A 15,855-nucleotide genomic window follows, 5' to 3' on the forward strand; every position below is an offset into this window, starting at 1 on the left:
ACTCTACAGCCTGCGGCCTCAAGCTCTGGAAAAGAGGATACCCTTGCGCACACTCCCCTCTTTGTACGGCGCCGGATACGGACAACGGGCCGCTCCCCGCGGGGAACGGCCCGTTGCTCATCACGGCTGCACATCAGCCATACACAACTGTTTGTCAGGCTGACGGCCCGAAATGCCCGCCAGACCGAGGTTTCCTGAGAGAGGGGAAGGGAGCTTTACCGCAAAGCTCCCTTCCCCAAAAGATCGCCCGCTACTTCTGGCACTGCGGACAAAATACCGTGGCCCGGCCGGCGATGCGCCCTTTTTCCAGCTCCGTGCCGCAGCGACGGCAAAGCTGTCCGCCACGGCCATAGACGAAAAAGGTATTCTGGAAAGCGCCCACATTGCCGTTGGCATCCCGATAATCACGGATGGAGCTGCCGCACTGGGCGATGGATTCCCGCAAGACCTCCTGCAAAGCGCAGCGGAGACGTTCCGCTTCTGCCTCCGAAAGCTCCCCGGCAGGCCGGCGGGGATCGATACCGGCCCGGAACAGGGACTCGTCCGCATAGATATTGCCGATACCGGCCAGTGCGGTCTGATCCAGCAGGGCGGCCTTGATGGCCCGGCGTCCGTGCAAACGCGGCCCCAGAGAACCGGGCCCCATGTGCAGCGGTTCCGGGCCCAGCGAACGCCAGAAGTCCCAGCGCTCCAGCAGCTCCGGCGTGGCGGCAAAGACCAGGCCGAAGGAGCGCACATCATCGAAAAAGAGCTGCGCCCGGCTCCCGTCAGGCCGCTGCAAATGGAAGATGATGCGCGTGTGCTTCAAAGGGGCGGCCCCTTCCGGGTGGACCATGAAGCGCCCCGTCATGCGCAGATGCACGGCCAGAATCGACGGCACAGGCAGAGCAGCGGCTACGGCGGGCGGCTCCAGATCCAGCAGGGCCAGCTTGCCCCGGCGACGGGCAGCGCTGATGCGCGTCCCCGCCAGTCGCTCCACAGGAAGGCTCAGGGGATGCAGGGAGCGCTCGCGCAGCACGTCCACCCGCTCGATGCAGCATTCCAGTACCTGCGGCCGCAGAGTACGGACGACGGTCTCCACTTCCGGCAATTCGGGCATGATCCACCTCATACGAAAAGACCTGCCGAGGGCAGGTCCAAACCAGCAGGGGCCGGAACCATCCGGCCAGGAAAAAGACAGCCCGTGTTGCGGACAGCACGGGCAGCAAAAAAGACAGGCAAAAACAGGGAACAGGGCAGTCGTATGGACGGTCCGAAATGCTCGCCGCAATCCGGCGGCAAAGCCGACTCCACAGGCTAGGCCTGTTCGTCACCGCCCAGATAGATGTCCAGCAGGCCTTCCGGCGGCGCGATGTGGATGCACTCCCCTTCCAGGTCGAAGCCTTCGATGAACGAGGCTTCCGCAGGGAACAGGACTTCCTTGCCGTCATCGGTCACGATGCTCCAGACCTCCAGACCGGCAGGATATTCCACATGATCCAGCACGCCCAGGCGGGAGCCGTCAGGCAGGATGACGGCAAAGCCCAGCACGTCCTCCACGTAGACTTCGTCTTCGTCCACAGGGGGCAGCAGGTCGCGGTCCACAAGGATCTTCTGGCCGCGCAGGGCTTCGATGTCGTTACGGTCGGTCACCCCCTCCAGCAGGAGCAGGGGACGACCTTTGTGCATGCGCCACGAACGGGCCCGGGCAGGACGCGGCGGGGCATCGCCCGCCTGCAACCAGAAAGGACCGTCCAGCAGCGAAGGGGAGTCTGCGTACCAGTCGACGCAGATCTCCCCCTTGATACCGTGCGGGCGCGCGAGCGTGCCCATATGGATGCGTCGTGCCATGAGGAACTATTCCAGGATCTCGAGTACGACGCGTTTTTTGGCCTTGGTGGACGCGGCGCTGAGCAAGGTGCGCATGGCGCGTGCCGTGCGGCCCTGCTTGCCGATCACCTTACCGAGATCTTCCTTGGCGACCTTCAATTCCAGCACAGTGGTCTGTTCGCCTTCCACTTCAGTGACCTGTACCTGATCAGGCGCGTCCACGAGCGAACGGGCGATAAATTCAATCAAAGCTTTCATTGCTGGCCTCCCGCAAGTCCTGCCGTGACAAGACTGTTGCTGTGAGCGGGCGCTGCATCTCCGCGGAAAAAGCCCGCGGGAAAAGCGCCATGCGCCTGCGGTGCGGTACGTCCATCAGGCAGCCCCCTCAGGGATCTGCCGCGTCAGTACCGCACACCGGAAGAACATCGGGCCAGTACCGGAAAGACCGGTACGATGGTATCCTGCAAAGATACCCTTAGGCCATCTTCTTGAGCAGGGCGCGGACGGTGTCGGTGGGTTCGGCACCGCGATCCAGCCAAGCCTTCACCTTTTCGGCGTCCAGCTTCACTTCGGCGGGATCGGTCATGGGGTTGTAGTAACCCAGGAATTCCAGCGGACGGCCATCACGACGGGTTTCGTCGTTGGCGGCCACGACGCGGTAGAAAGGATGCTTCTTGCTGCCCAGACGGGTCAATTTCAGCTTAACAGCCATGATTATCTCCTGTTTGTGCTATGGTAGCGTTGCGGGGGCAAAAGAGCAAGTTTGCCCTCCCCCCATTATATCAATGACCAGTGCGCCGCAACGATTTTTTTATCGCGTCTCCGGCATCGCCGCAGCCGTCTGGCGATGAGGTTTCGCCGTGCTCTGCCGGGGAACGGACGCTGATCCGTGCGGACAGACCGCACGGACGGGCCTATTTCTTTTTGCGCTTGGCAGGCCGTTCGCGCTTCTTGCGCTTTTTGGCCGCCGCCGACTTGCCGTGTCCGGCATCCGGCAGCCCCATGGGCGGCATACCGGGCATGCCACCCATCCCCGGCATCATGCCGGGCATCCCGCCCATGCCGCCGGGCATGCTCATGCCCCGGGGCATCCTGGGCATGGCGGGCATCCCCTTGGCCTTGCCACCCATCATCCCCTTCATCATCTGGCGCATCTGCTCGAACTGACGCACCAGCTGGTTGACCTGCTGCACCGTGACCCCGGCGCCCTTGGCGATACGCGCCCGGCGGCTGCCGTTGAGGATATCGGGGTTGCGGCGCTCGGCCATGGTCATGGAATTGATGATGGCTTCGGTACGGGCCATTTCCTTTTCAGGCATGGCCCCGTTGGCTTCGGCCAGCTTTTCGCGCAGGCCGCCCATACCGGGGATCATCTTCAAAATACTGTCCAGAGAGCCGAGCTTCTTGATCCGGCGCATCTGGGTACGGAAATCTTCCAGGTCGAAGCTGGCCTTGCGCATCTTTTTGGCAAGGGCTTCGGCCTCGTCGGCGTCGATGGTGGCCTGGGCCTTTTCCACCAGAGTGAGCACGTCGCCCATGCCCAGGATGCGGCCCGCGATGCGGTCAGGATGGAAGACCTCCATCTCGGACAGCTTTTCGCCCATACCCACGAACTTCACCGGGGCACCGGTCACCGCCCGGATGGACAGGGCCGCACCACCGCGGGCATCGCCATCCATCTTGGTCAGCACCACACCGGTCAGGCCCAGACGTTCGTTGAAGGACTCCGCCACGGTCACGGCATCCTGACCGGTCATGGCGTCGGCCACGAACAGGATCTCCTGCGGGTTCACCGCCGCCTTGATGGCGGCCAGTTCCTGCATCAGCGGCTCGTCCACATGCAGACGGCCGGCGGTGTCCAGCAGGACCACCGTGGCCTGCTGCTCGCGGGCGGCGTCCATGGCCTGACGGGCGATGTCCACGGGATTCATGTCCACCGTGGACGGGAAGCAGGGCATGTCCAGCTGCCTGGCCAGCACGGTCAGCTGATCGATAGCCGCGGGACGGTACACGTCGGCAGGCACCAGATAGGGACGCATCTTCTGCTTGCGCAGCAGATTGGCGATCTTGCCCGCCGAGGTGGTCTTACCGGAGCCCTGCAGGCCCACCAGCATGATGACGGCGGGTTCCTGGCCCTGAAGGTTCAGACCCGCTGTCTCACCACCAAGCAGTCCCACCAGCTCTTCATGGACGATCTTGACGACCTGCTGCGCCGGACTGACGCCCTTGATGAGTTCCTGTCCCAGGCACTTCTGGCGGACGTTCTCCACAAAGTCCTTGACGACCTTGAAGTTGACGTCGGCCTCCAGAAGGGCAAGACGCACCTCGCGCAGGCCGGCCTGGATATTTTCTTCCGTCAGCTGGCCGCGTCCGCTGAAGGAGCGGAACACACCGGAAAGGCGATCGGAAAGACTTTCAAACATGGGAACCCCGCTATCAAGTTACACTGAAAGGCCCTGCCCTCCCTGCCGCAGGACATGGCGGCAGATCACGCGGGCCCGGCCAGCGCATACAGAATTGTGATTCATAGGCTGTTTATGCCGTTTCGTCAAGAAAAGACCGCAGTGGCGGCCATCACGGCTTTTTACCAGGCCGTCCCGGCCTGTCTGTGGCTCACGGATCCCGGGGGACATGCCCCCTCACGCTGCCCCTGCTCTGCCCAAAAACAAAAAAGGCCGCCCCCGAAGGAGCGGCCTTTTCAAATCGCGGGTAATACGCTTTAGAAAGCGAAGCGCAGGCCCAGCATGAATTCGTGGTTGTAAGGACGGCTGCCCACCTTGATCTGGTCGCCGTTCAGAGCACCACTGGCTTCGGTGTAGCCCAGGTCCACATAGCGGTAAGCGGCGTCGATGTACAGGGCGTCGTTCACGTTGTAAGCCACACCGGCGCCCACGTTCCAGGCAAAGTTGGTGGTGCTTTCGTCACGGGAAACAGCACTGCCACCACGGTGCAGGTCGAAGCCCAGGTAGTTGAAGGACATACCGATACCGGCGCCGATGTAGGGCACGAAGGCGCTGTCGTTGCGGAAGTCATAGTACAGGTTGGCGAACAGGGTGGAGCTGTTCCAGGTGCAGTCCACGCTGCCCCAGTTGCTGCCCCAGCTCTTTTCGCTGTTGCCGCGCAGGGCGTATTCCAGTTCCACACGCAGGGGCACCAGATACTGGGGCCAGAAGTCGTAACCGGCAGCCAGAGCGCCGCCCAGGGTGAACTGGGAGTATTCGTCCACGCCGCCCATACCGGAGCGTTCGATGGTGCCGGTTTCCTGAATGGTCATCAGGAACTTGGGAGCCAGGTACATACCGGTACCTTCGGCCTTGGCCATGCCGGGCAGGACCAGAGCCACCAGCAGAGCCAGTGCAAGGATGGTGCGTTTCATTGCTCTCCTCCAAAGAGATGTTTCCTGCAAAGCAGGGCCTGTTCAGGCGGTAAAAGTTTAGACTTTCTCAAACGGGACTATAGAGATTTTCCAGCCCGCGGTCAAATGCTCTGTGCCGCAAGACGCAAAAAAAGGCGTCGCCCCAAGGACGACGCCCCTGAAATCTGCCGGAAAGCAGCCTAGAACTTGTAGCCGAAGCTCAGCATATAGATGTTGGCCACGGTGTCCTTGGAATTGCCGCCGGTGATACCGGATGCCAGACCGGGGGTACGAATACCACTTGCATCAGTGTCATCATAGTTGGTCGGATTGATCCACATGTGGCAGTAGGCGAAGTCGATGGTGAAGTCGTTCCACTCCACGCCCGTGCCCAGGGTCAGGGCCGTGCGGCCGTTGGAGGGCACCATGAAGTCGGAGTGATCCTCGTTGATGACCGGGGTCTCGTACCAGAAACCGGCACGCAGGCTCCACCAGTCCAGAGGCTTGTATTCCACGCTGGCGTTGAAATTCCAGCCGTCTTGCCAGTTTTTGTGGCTGATGGACTGGTTGCCGTTGTCCATGTAGATGTTCAGGGAATTGTAGGTGGACCATCGCGTCCAGACAGCGCCCACTTCGAAGCTCAGATTGTCCAGAGGCTTGTAGGCCACGCCCAGGGCCAGGGAGTCGGGCAGCTGTACGGTACCGTGGAGGTTGCAGTCCTCAAGAGAAACTTTAGAAAGCGTACTGTTGCGTTCAAATTTGCCTTCACCGTATGCGTTGACCGTGACCTGGGTCTTGTAGGCCAGGCCCACGGACCACTGATCGTTCAGACGGGCATGCAGGCCGAAGTGGCCGCCCACGCCCCAGCCCGAAGCCTGGACTTCGGCATCATGATCCATACCGGGCACAGGAGTCGTTCCCTTCAGATTAAAACCCGGTGCCTTCTGTTCCGTGGTCAGGTTGACGTTCATGATCTCCAGACCGGCGGACACGGAGAGGATGTCATTGATCTTCCAGGCCAGAGTGGGCACGGCGGAGATGGTCTGCAGGTTGACGCTGTACAGATTATAACGGCCGGTCCAGTTCTGGTCATAGCTGTTGCCCAGACCGAAGCGCGAGAACACGCCCAGGCCCAGCCACAGGCTGTCATTGAGCTGCCAGCTGGCGTAGGCGTGCGGCGCGGCCCACACGGCGGGCTTGGTGGTGGTCTCCTGCTTGCCGTGGGCCGTATCCAGCGACAAGGTCCCCATAGGCGCGACCAGGGCCATGCCGCCCATGACCTGGACGCCGGGCAGCTGGGTAATGCCGGCCGCGTTGTAGGCGATGGCCGACACGTCGTCGGCGCGGCCCACCATGCCGCTGGCCAGACCCAGACCGCGTGCGCTCCACTCGGTCAGCGCAAAACCTTCAGCCATGACGGACGACGCCATTCCCAGAACCAGGGCCACCCACAGGCCCACCACACGCAAAGCTTTCATTCTTCCTCCCTTGACCATGAAGCACCGGACAAATTCCTTCCGCCCGGTACCGGCTCCCGCCCCGCCGTGCCCGGCCATGACGCGCATACCGTCCGCTCCGGCATCAGGTCCGGTCAAAGGCCGCAAAAATGCCCGGGCAGGCACCGCGGAGCTTTCCCCAGTAAAATCCCGCTTACGGGTAAAATAAACCGGAAGATTAGAGCATATTGACAGGGTCAAGGTCAAGGAAAAGCCGCAAACGGCTGGCGCACTGCTGCCGCAAAGCTTCATGGTACAGCGCCCTGACCTCCTGCCAGCCGGCACTTTTGATGAGGCAGGAAAAACGCCTGCGGCCCCGCAGCATGGCCAGGGGCGCCGGGATAGGCCCCAGCAGGCGCACGCCCAGCTCACGGGCCCTGGTTTGCAGCAAACGGGCCAGCTCCCCCAGCGCCGCGGCACCGCCGGGATCTTCCGCAGGGAAGGAGATGCGCAGCAACGCCAGACGCACGAAAGGCGGATAACCGTGTTGTCGCCTCCGGGCCAGCTCGGCGGCATAAAAACCTTCATAATCACCGCTCTGGACATACTGCCAGCAGTAGTGATTGGTATTGCGGGTCTGGATCAGTACCCGCCCGGGTTTGTCGCCACGTCCTGCCCGGCCTGCGGACTGGACCAGCAGCTGGAAGGACCGCTCCGCAGCCCTGTAGTCCGGCAGATTGAGCCCCAGATCCCCGTCCGCCACGATGGCCAGGGTCACATCAGGGAAGTGGTGGCCCTTGGAGAGCATCTGCGTACCTACAAGGATGGGGGACTCGTGCCGGGCAAAAGCCGCCAGTATCTCTTCCATGCGTCCGGGCCGCCGGGTGCTGTCACGGTCGAGGCGCAGGACAGGCTGCCCGGCCAGCGTGGACAAATATTCTTCCAGCCTTTCGGTCCCCTCCCCCATGGGCAGGAAGTTCATGCTCCTGCACTGCGGGCAGGGACTGGGAAAGGGCACGGCATAGCCGCAGTAATGGCAAACGAGCTGCCCCCGCCCTTTATGGTAGGTCAGGGCAATGTGACAATGCGGGCAGCTGACGGTCTCCTTGCAGTCCAGGCAGTACAGCAGGGGCGCGTAGCCGCGCCGGTTGAGCAGGACAACGGCCTGCTCCCCGCGTTGCAGCACTTCGCGCAGGGCCTGCTCGCTGCGGGCAGCCAGCAGCCCTTCCCCGGCCAGGCCGCTGGTATCCACCAGCTCCACCGGCGGCAAAGGCCGCCCTCCTACCCTCTCCGGCAGGCGAAGAAGATCTATCTGCCCCTGACTGGCCGCATGGAAGGTCTTGATGTCCGGCGTGGCCGAGCCCAGCACCAGCAGGCCGCGCTGCCGTGCAATGCGCGACCAGGCCAGTTCCTTGGCCTGATAGGGCAAAGACTCGTCCTGCTTGAACGAGCTGTCATGCTCTTCGTCCAGGATGACGCAGCCCAGCTGCGGTACAGGCAGGAAGAGCGCCGAACGCGTCCCCACCACGAGGCAGGGCTCCTGCCGGGTGGCCAGACGGCGGAAGATCTCCTCCCGTCGTGCCGGGGGCTGGTAGCCATGATAGAAAAACAGGGGCACATGGGGCAGGACGCAGGCCGCATCCCGGCGCAGCTTGCAGGCAAGAGCCACTTCGGGAGCCAGCAGGAGGACGCTCCTGCCCTGCTCCATGCAATGCCGGATCAGCTCCAGATAGACAGCCGTCTTGCCGCTGCCGGTCACCCCAAACAGCAGGACCGATGCGGGCCGCTCCGTCTCCAGCGCAGCACTCAGGGCCTCCAGGGCCCACTGCTGGTCTGCATTGAGCTCAAAGGCCCGGGGCGCGGGCGGGAGCAGCTCGTCAGCGGGCTCATCGGCCTCCGCGTGGCGCAAAGCCACGAATCCGGCCTGCAGCAAAGATCGCAGGGCCGGAGCACTGCCGGCTCCCAGATCCCGAGTCAACTGGCGACGGCTGACCTGTCCCCGTTCATGCAGATAGTCCAGTATCTCGCGCTGCCGTGCGGCCTGCGGCCGTACCGGCCAGGGAGGATCCACCCGCAGCACACAAAGTTCCTCCCCGGCGGCATCCCGGCCCGGAGCGACAAGGCGGGCCTCCCCCCGGCACAGGGCCACGGCCAGGGCCTGGCGCAGACCCGGTTCCAGTTTCGTGACCTGCTTCACCGTACAGGAAAAATCCCTGTCCGCCGCCAGCCAGCGGATGCGCAGATCCACCTGACGCAAGCCCTGCGGCAGGACATGCCCGAACACACAGCCCGGCTCCAGTCCCTGCCGGATGGCCAGATCCCGTGCCAGCGCCCTGATCTCCTCCGAAAGCAGGGGGACGGTCTCCAGCGGCCAGGCCACCTCCTTGCAGGTGACACCGTCAGGAAGATCGCTGTGCTCCAGCCGCTCCATCAGGATGCCTGCCCGCAACGCACCACGGCCCAGGGGGATGGCCACGCGCAGGCCTTCCTGCCAAAACTCTTCGGGAAAGATGTCGGGCAAGGCGTACGTCAGGGTGCTGTAAGGAGCGGAAAGCAGAGCGATACGGGCAAACATGGGACCTCGGCAAACTGCGGGGAGAGCCGCATCCCTCCGGGACAGGGACGTTGTTCCGGCTCCGTGCATCAAAAGAAGGATACGGCCATGCGGGAACACACTACGGCAGGGGGGAGCGGTCGTACCAGCCCAGCATAGGCGGAGGCCCCGGCCAAGGCAAGGCAACACTATGGCGCGGAGGAGGAGGAAATGCCGCTCTTCCCCCCTCTTTGCCGGGCATAAAAAAAGGGGGGCTTGCGCCCCCCTTGAAAGCATCGCTGTCGTAAAGACTAGAAGCTGTAAGCGAAGATCAGCTGGGCCTTCCAAGCGTCCTGCTTCTTGTAGGAATCGCTGCGGTAGCTGCGCTTCCAAGTATCGTCGTCCATCATGTTCACGATGTAACCCAGTTCCAGGTTGGCTTCCAGGTTTTCGTAGATCTGGTAGCTGTTGACCAGGTTGAATTCCAGCAGGCCGTCGTTGGTGGTCAGGTAGTGACCATCCTTGTCCAGACCATTGTCCCAGCCCCAGGAATGTTCCACATACTTGGCCATGGAGGGGCTGTTGGTGCCGCCCCAGTAGGCCACGCGGAAGGAGTGCTTCAGATCTTCCACAAAGCTCAGATCGTGGATGCGCAGACCGATACCCCAAGTGCCGGTGTAGGTCAAGTTGCGGTCATACAGGCTGCCGGCAGAGGACCAGCCGTAGTTGCCGTCGCCCATGAAGGACATGAAGTTGCCGCAACCGGAAACGGTGGGCATGCGCTCGGAACCGTTCTTGACGTTGCCGTCGTCACCGGAAGCATACCAGCCGAAGATGCCGGGGGTACCCCAATCCATCTTGTATTCCACCAGGGCCTTGACCAGCCAGCCTTCACGCTTGGTGTCGCCCATGCGGAAACCGGTACCGTTGTAGCGATCGGCAGTGTAGCGACCCATGGATTCCACATAGCCGTAGTTGATGTCCAGCTCGACGTTCAGCGGATCCCACAGGGTCAGGGAGATGGGCAGACCGGCCCAGAACATGGAACCGTAAGCCTTGCCGGTAGTGGTATTAGCCACGCCGTCGTCGGGCGAAATGGGACGGGTGTAGGGCCCCATGGACTTGACAGTCTTGCTGTTGGCACCGGCCATGCCGTACATGGCCCAGGGGGTCACCTTCACGCCGTCGAAGGTCAGGGGCACCATCAGGGCGAACAGGTCCATGTTGTCCTGGTAATTCGTACGATCCGCACGAGTGTTGTAGTTATCGTTGTACGGACGGGCCCAGAAAGTGGTCAGGCCCACGTTTTCGTTGAACTGGTAGCTGGCCACCACGCCGGCCACATCGTCATCAAAGACGGCGGAACCACCGGCCACGTTGGGCAGCTGGATGCCCTGGATACCCATGCGGAACTTGAGGTCGGTATTGGGCACCATCCAGTCGATGTAGGCGTTCTTCAGTTCCACCACGGTGCCGTCAGCGCCCAGAGCGCCGCCGCTTTCGGCATTGCCCCACACCTGGTCACCAATTTCGAAGAACACGGTACCGGACAGGGCTTCGGAAGCCACGGCGTCCAACTGCAGACGAACACGCTGGGAAGCGGAGAAGATGTCGTCGGTGTCTCGGGCGCTGTTGTGGTCGCTCCCCTTAGCCTTCGTATGGCTGATCAGGGAGCCGTCACCGGCGGAGAAGCCCATCAGCCACTGGCCTTTGGCCTTGAAATCAATAGCGCCGGCGCCGGTAGCGGCGCCCAGCAGCATGCCCGCAGCAAGAGCGAGGGTCATCAGCTTTTTCATGATAAAAACCTTCCTTCCTGAGAGAAATTTCCTGACGTGCATGGGACGTTCCTCCCCAGGGGACATCCCGGCCAGACATGGCAAAACTGTATCCGTTTTCCACGTGAGTACAAATTTTGCTACGCAAGCATACGCATGCCTTTTCTCGCCGTCAAGAGGGAAAGGACAATTTTTTGAACCGTGTCATAAAATGACAGGATCGGACAATCCGGGATGGCGGAGTATTCTGCGGACGATTCTTTCAGCCCGGGCTGTGCGGATCAGCCCTTCAGAAAAAGGCTGTCCACCATTCTCCAGAGAAACATCGTACTACACAGTACATCTCCGTGCATCTCAGGCACACTCTATCTGAAACAACAAAAGCCCCGCCGAAGCGGGGCTTGAAAACCGGGGGGCCGAAGCCCCCACGGTCGAATGTCTCAAGCCGAAGCTTAGAAGGAGTACACGAAGGACAGGTTCACGTTCCAGGCGTCGTACACGCCGTCGCCGTCCAGAGCGCCGCGACCGGGGTTCTTGCCCCAGACGGAGCGGCTGTCTTCCAGCCACAGGGCCACGTAGGAGGCATCCAGCATGACGGTGAAGTTGTCATACATCTTGTAGGTGTTGGTCAGACCGATTTCCAGAGCGGTGTCGTCGGTGGTCAGGTACATGGGATCGTAAGCAGTAGCATACCGAGCGACGTCGCTCACACCATGCTTTGCATAGGGATTACCGTAATCACGGATGTACTTAGCCATCTTAGGAGCGTTGGTGCCGCCCATGAAGTTCACACGCAGGGTGTGCTTCAGGTCTTCCAGGAAGCTCACGTCCTTCAGGCGGGCGCCGATGCCCCAGGTACCGGTCATATTGGTGCCCAGCACGCCTTCACGGGCGATGTAGGGGTTGCCGTTGAAGGCGAAGTTGGAGAAGCCGTTGTTGCCGTTGGCGCTCACCACAGGCATGCGCTCGGAACCGTTGCGGGGGTTGCTGTCGTCACCGGAACCGTACCAGCCGTACAGACCGGGAGTACCCCAATCCAGCTTGTATTCCAGCAGCAGGCTGGCCAACCAGCCTTCGCGGTTCATCTTCTGGTCTTCGTAAGAGGCGGAACCGTAGTTCACATCCCAAGCGATGCGGAAGGGATCCCAGTAGGTCACTTCGCCGGTCACGCCAGCCCAGAAGGCATTGCCATAGGAATCATTCCAGTCGGTGCCCTTGAAGCCGGACTGCATGCCGGCGCTGGCACGACCCCAAGCATTGCCGGGGTCCTTAGCAAAGTTGTCGAACATACCGGGGCCCATGGCAGCGTACATGACCCAAGGAGTCACCTTCACGCCGTCGAAGGTCAGAGGCAGCAGCACGGCGAACATGTCCATGTTGTCCATGTAGTTGTCCCACTTGGTGGAACCAGCGTCAGAGCTCTTATAGCCGGCATTGTCGTTGTAGGGGCGAGCCCAGAAAGCGGTCAGGCCAACGTTTTCGTTGAACTGATAGTTCAGGCTGATGGCGGCCACGTCATCGTCCATGATCTGGGAGGCATTGGTGGTGAAGCTGGGCAGAGCGATGCCCTGGATACCCATGCGGACCTTCAGGTCGGTCTGGGGCACCATCCAGTCGATGTAGGCGCGCTTCAGTTCCACGACCTTGCCGTCAGCGCCCAGAGCGCCGCCAGTGCTGTCCTGGCCCCAAATCTGGTCACCCATTTCAAAGAACACGGTACCGGACAGGGCCTCGGAAGCCACGGCGTCCAACTGCAGGCGGACGCGCTGGCGGGCTTCGAACTCGTCTTCGTGCTTGCCGAAGCCGGAGTTGTTCTTGGCCTTGCTTTCACCAAAGTTGCCGTGCATGCCGTAGTCGAAAGACATGATCCACTGGCCCTTGGCCTTGAAGTCGATAGCGTTGGCGCCGGTAGCGGCACCCAGCATCATGGCGGCGGCCAGAGCGAGAGTCATAAGCTTCTTCATGATAATACCTTCCTTCATTACTTCCGCATCTTTCGATCCCATCCACTACGGGGATCTTTTTCCCTTGCGGGACCCCATTCCTGACCTGTGCGGAGCGGGTCAGGAATCCCGGCCGATACGGCCGGAGCTAAAAGCTCGTTTTTGAGAGCTCGCGGCAGCGATCCGCTTGTCCGTCGAACTTGTAAAAATTTTTATACCCCTTTCTTGGCCTTGTCAACGTTTCTTTAAAAAAAACAATAACTTACATAGGATAATCTATATTCATTTTAAAATAAAACTTCTTTTCCGCTTGCTCTTCCTGACCTCGATGTCCCCAAAATGAACTTGAAAGTCCGGCTGTTGAACACAAAAAGCCCCGCCGGAGCGGGGCTTGAAAACCAGGAAGCCGAAAGCCGGTCTTCCTCGCTCCCCTCTTTCAATCCAGGGGAGCAAAAAGACAAAGAGCGGGGAGGTGGAGGAAACCGCGCGCGGCCTTCCCCCCCTCAAGCGCAACGCGATACAGGCCGCAGCCAGTCTATCGAAAGGCTCACCTGTACCATTTACCCTCAATAATAGATGCGGTTTTTTACAGGCGGAAATTTCTCGTTCACCAAACGCAAAAAAGCCCCGCCGAAGCGGGGCTTGAAGACCGGGGGGCCGAAGCCCCCACGGTCGAACTTCTCAAGCCGAAGCTTAGAAGGAGTACACGAAGGACAGGTTCACGTTCCAGGCGTCGTACACGCCGCCGTCCTTGCCGGAGAAGCCGCGCATGGGGTTCTTGCCCCAGGTGCTGCGGCTGTCATCCAGCCACAGAGCCACATAAGCGGCATCCAGCATGACGGTGAAGTTGTCGTACATCTTGTAGGTGTTGGTCAGGCCCACTTCCAGAGCGTAGTCTTCGGTGGTCAGGTAGATGGGATCATAAGCGGTAGCATACTGAGCGACGTCGCTCACACCATGCTTTTCATAGGGATTACCGTAATCACGGATGTACTTGGCCATCTTGGGAGCGTTGGTGCCGCCCATGAAGTTCACACGCAGGGTGTGCTTCAGGTCTTCCAGGAAGCTCACGTCCTTCAGGCGGGCGCCGATGCCCCAGGTACCCACCATGGTGGACCCCAAAGCCTTTTCACGGGCGATGTAGGGGTTGCCGCTGAAAGCGAAGTTGGAGAAGTCGTTGTTGCCGTTAGCATACACAGTGGGCATGCGCTCGGAACCGTTGCGGGGGTTGCTGTCATCACCGGTGGAGTACCAGCCGTACAGACCGGGAGTACCCCAATCCAGCTTGTATTCCAGCAGCAGGCTGGCCAGCCAGCCTTCGCGGTTCATCTTCTGGTCTTCATAGGAGGCGGAACCGTAGTTCACATCCCAGGCGATGCGGAAGGGATCCCAGTAGGTCACTTCGCCGGTCACGCCGGCCCAGAAGGCATTACCGTAGCTGTCATTCCAGTCGGTACCCTTGAAGCCGGACTGCATGCCCTTCTTGACAGGAGACCAAGAGGCACCGAACTTGCTCTCCTTGTCACCGAACATGCCGGGCCCCATGGCGGCGTACATGACCCAGGGGGTCACCTTCACGCCATCAAAGGACAGGGGCAGCAGCACGGCAAACATGTCCATGTTGTCCATGTAGTTTTCCCACCGATCCTTGTTGGTATCAGAGCTCTTGTAACCGTAGTTGTCGTTGTAGGGGCGAGCCCAGAAAGCGGTCAGGCCCACATTTTCGTTGAACTGGTAGTTCAGGCTGACGGCGGCCACGTCATCGTCAAAGATCTGGGAAGCATTGGTGGTGAAGCTGGGCAGGGCCAGACCCTGGATACCCATGCGGACCTTCAGGTCGGTCTGGGGCACCATCCAGTCGATGTAGGCACGCTTCAGCTTCACGACCTTGCCGTCAGCGCCCAGAGCGCCGCCGGTCTCGCTGTTGCCCCACACCTGGTCACCGATTTCGAAGAACACGGTACCGGACAGGGCTTCGGAAGCCACGGCGTCCAACTGCAGGCGAACGCGCTGGCGGGCTTCGAATTCGTCTTCATTGCCGGTGGTGCTATTCTTATAACCGGAGTTACGGTTGGCCTTGCTCTTGGCGAAGTCGCCGTGCATGCCGTAGTCGAAAGACATGATCCACTGGCCCTTGGCCTTGAAGTCGATAGCGTTGGCGCCGGTAGCAGCACCCAGCATCATAGCGGCAGCCAGAGCGAGAGTCATAAGCTTCTTCATGATAATACCTTCCTTCATTACTTCCGCATCTTTCGATCCCATCCACTACGGGATCTTTTTCCCTTGCGGGACCCCATTCCTGACCTGTGCGGAGCGGGACAGGAATCCCGGCCGATACGGCCGGAGCTGAAAGCTCATTTTTAAAAGCTCGCGGCAGCGATCTGCTTGTCCGTCGAACTTGTAAAAATTTTTAAACCCCTTTTATCAGTTTGTCAATATTAAGTGATAAAAAACGATATAGACTTGTTCATTTCAGGCGACACCATAAAAAGAGTCTTTCTTTACAGCATGATAGCAAGACAATCTTTAAAATCGTCCATGCGAAATGCACCCGCAAAGCGAAAATTTCCACAGCCCTGACCGGAAAATCCCCTTGGGGCGGGACAGAAAACTGAACCATGCATTTTCCCCATCAAGCCTGGCCACGGCACCAGGACAAACGTGCCGCACCATGCCCGGAGCATGCGAAGGCGCCCGCCACTCTTCCCGGTATTGCCGGCGGCACGAAAGATCCCGCACGCGGACGGCTCTCCTGACAGTTCCAGGGACAGGCATCGACCGCAGGCCCCGATCACTCCCAAAAGAACAGCCAGGAAAATTCCCCGCCTCCCGGTTCCTTTCGGTGGCCCCCGTCCGAACCGGTTGCGAAATCCGACAGTTTGTGCCGCACGATGAGCCCCTTTCCACGGCACTACATTAGTATATGGACGGCGGCGGCCATGCCCGCATGCAGGAGCAAGCGTCTCTCTCCCGCTTTCATAAAAATTTTGCCCGTCCGTCCTGT

The 15,855-nt window shown here is 60.7% G+C and carries 11 protein-coding genes; all 11 read right to left on the reverse strand.

What is annotated here, in order from left to right; all coding sequences use genetic code 11:
* Nucleotides 1-250: 250 nt before the first annotated feature.
* The gene (mutM, locus tag Q4I12_RS13300; protein ID WP_302261951.1) at nucleotides 251-1,099 is read right to left on the reverse strand and encodes a bifunctional DNA-formamidopyrimidine glycosylase/DNA-(apurinic or apyrimidinic site) lyase; all 849 of its coding nucleotides are present in this window, start codon (nucleotides 1,097-1,099) and stop codon (nucleotides 251-253) included.
* A gap of 197 nt (nucleotides 1,100-1,296) precedes the next feature.
* A complete protein-coding gene (rimM, locus tag Q4I12_RS13305) occupies nucleotides 1,297-1,830 on the reverse strand; it encodes a ribosome maturation factor RimM (RefSeq protein WP_168935658.1) in 534 nt (177 codons plus the stop codon).
* 6 nt (nucleotides 1,831-1,836) lie between these two features.
* Nucleotides 1,837-2,067, reverse strand: coding sequence for a KH domain-containing protein (locus Q4I12_RS13310; RefSeq protein WP_006006428.1), 231 nt, complete (start codon nucleotides 2,065-2,067; stop codon nucleotides 1,837-1,839).
* 217 nt (nucleotides 2,068-2,284) lie between these two features.
* Nucleotides 2,285-2,521: a 30S ribosomal protein S16 gene (gene rpsP, locus Q4I12_RS13315; RefSeq protein WP_072337376.1), complete on the reverse strand. Its 237-nt coding sequence runs from the start codon at nucleotides 2,519-2,521 to the stop codon at nucleotides 2,285-2,287.
* A 202-nt stretch (nucleotides 2,522-2,723) separates the two neighbouring features.
* On the reverse strand, nucleotides 2,724-4,232 hold the full coding sequence (gene ffh / locus Q4I12_RS13320; protein WP_302261954.1) for a signal recognition particle protein: 1,509 nt from the start codon (nucleotides 4,230-4,232) through the stop codon (nucleotides 2,724-2,726).
* A gap of 296 nt (nucleotides 4,233-4,528) precedes the next feature.
* Nucleotides 4,529-5,185 (reverse strand): outer membrane protein, encoded by a 657-nt coding sequence (locus tag Q4I12_RS13325; protein WP_289616316.1) that lies wholly within the window; start codon nucleotides 5,183-5,185, stop codon nucleotides 4,529-4,531.
* A gap of 179 nt (nucleotides 5,186-5,364) precedes the next feature.
* Nucleotides 5,365-6,642 (reverse strand): OmpP1/FadL family transporter, encoded by a 1,278-nt coding sequence (locus Q4I12_RS13330; protein WP_302261956.1) that lies wholly within the window; start codon nucleotides 6,640-6,642, stop codon nucleotides 5,365-5,367.
* Nucleotides 6,643-6,838: 196 nt separating this feature from the next.
* Entirely contained in the window at nucleotides 6,839-9,175 is a 2,337-nt protein-coding gene (gene priA / locus Q4I12_RS13335; RefSeq protein ID WP_302261958.1) for a replication restart helicase PriA, read from the reverse strand.
* Nucleotides 9,176-9,444: 269 nt separating this feature from the next.
* Nucleotides 9,445-10,929: an outer membrane homotrimeric porin gene (locus Q4I12_RS13340; RefSeq protein WP_302261960.1), complete on the reverse strand. Its 1,485-nt coding sequence runs from the start codon at nucleotides 10,927-10,929 to the stop codon at nucleotides 9,445-9,447.
* A gap of 431 nt (nucleotides 10,930-11,360) precedes the next feature.
* A complete protein-coding gene (locus Q4I12_RS13345; protein WP_302261962.1) occupies nucleotides 11,361-12,872 on the reverse strand; it encodes an outer membrane homotrimeric porin in 1,512 nt (503 codons plus the stop codon).
* A 672-nt stretch (nucleotides 12,873-13,544) separates the two neighbouring features.
* Nucleotides 13,545-15,071 carry an outer membrane homotrimeric porin gene (locus Q4I12_RS13350; RefSeq protein WP_302261964.1) on the reverse strand — a complete coding sequence of 509 codons (1,527 nt, stop codon included), beginning with the start codon at nucleotides 15,069-15,071 and terminating at the stop codon, nucleotides 13,545-13,547.
* Between the last annotated feature and the right edge of the window lie 784 nt (nucleotides 15,072-15,855).

The organism is Desulfovibrio piger (assembly GCF_951793255.1).
Lineage (GTDB): Bacteria > Desulfobacterota > Desulfovibrionia > Desulfovibrionales > Desulfovibrionaceae > Desulfovibrio.

Bases quoted from the DNA above. Each gene is read 5' to 3' on its own strand.
- mutM (WP_302261951.1), bottom strand. From the start codon at position 1,099: ATGCCCGAATTGCCGGAAGTGGAGACCGTCGTCCGTACTCTGCGGCCG.
- rimM (WP_168935658.1), bottom strand. From the start codon at position 1,830: ATGGCACGACGCATCCATATGGGCACGCTCGCGCGCCCGCACGGTATC.
- Q4I12_RS13310 (WP_006006428.1), bottom strand. From the start codon at position 2,067: ATGAAAGCTTTGATTGAATTTATCGCCCGTTCGCTCGTGGACGCGCCT.
- rpsP (WP_072337376.1), bottom strand. From the start codon at position 2,521: ATGGCTGTTAAGCTGAAATTGACCCGTCTGGGCAGCAAGAAGCATCCT.
- ffh (WP_302261954.1), bottom strand. From the start codon at position 4,232: ATGTTTGAAAGTCTTTCCGATCGCCTTTCCGGTGTGTTCCGCTCCTTC.
- Q4I12_RS13325 (WP_289616316.1), bottom strand. From the start codon at position 5,185: ATGAAACGCACCATCCTTGCACTGGCTCTGCTGGTGGCTCTGGTCCTG.
- Q4I12_RS13330 (WP_302261956.1), bottom strand. From the start codon at position 6,642: ATGAAAGCTTTGCGTGTGGTGGGCCTGTGGGTGGCCCTGGTTCTGGGA.
- priA (WP_302261958.1), bottom strand. From the start codon at position 9,175: ATGTTTGCCCGTATCGCTCTGCTTTCCGCTCCTTACAGCACCCTGACG.
- Q4I12_RS13340 (WP_302261960.1), bottom strand. From the start codon at position 10,929: ATGAAAAAGCTGATGACCCTCGCTCTTGCTGCGGGCATGCTGCTGGGC.
- Q4I12_RS13345 (WP_302261962.1), bottom strand. From the start codon at position 12,872: ATGAAGAAGCTTATGACTCTCGCTCTGGCCGCCGCCATGATGCTGGGT.
- Q4I12_RS13350 (WP_302261964.1), bottom strand. From the start codon at position 15,071: ATGAAGAAGCTTATGACTCTCGCTCTGGCTGCCGCTATGATGCTGGGT.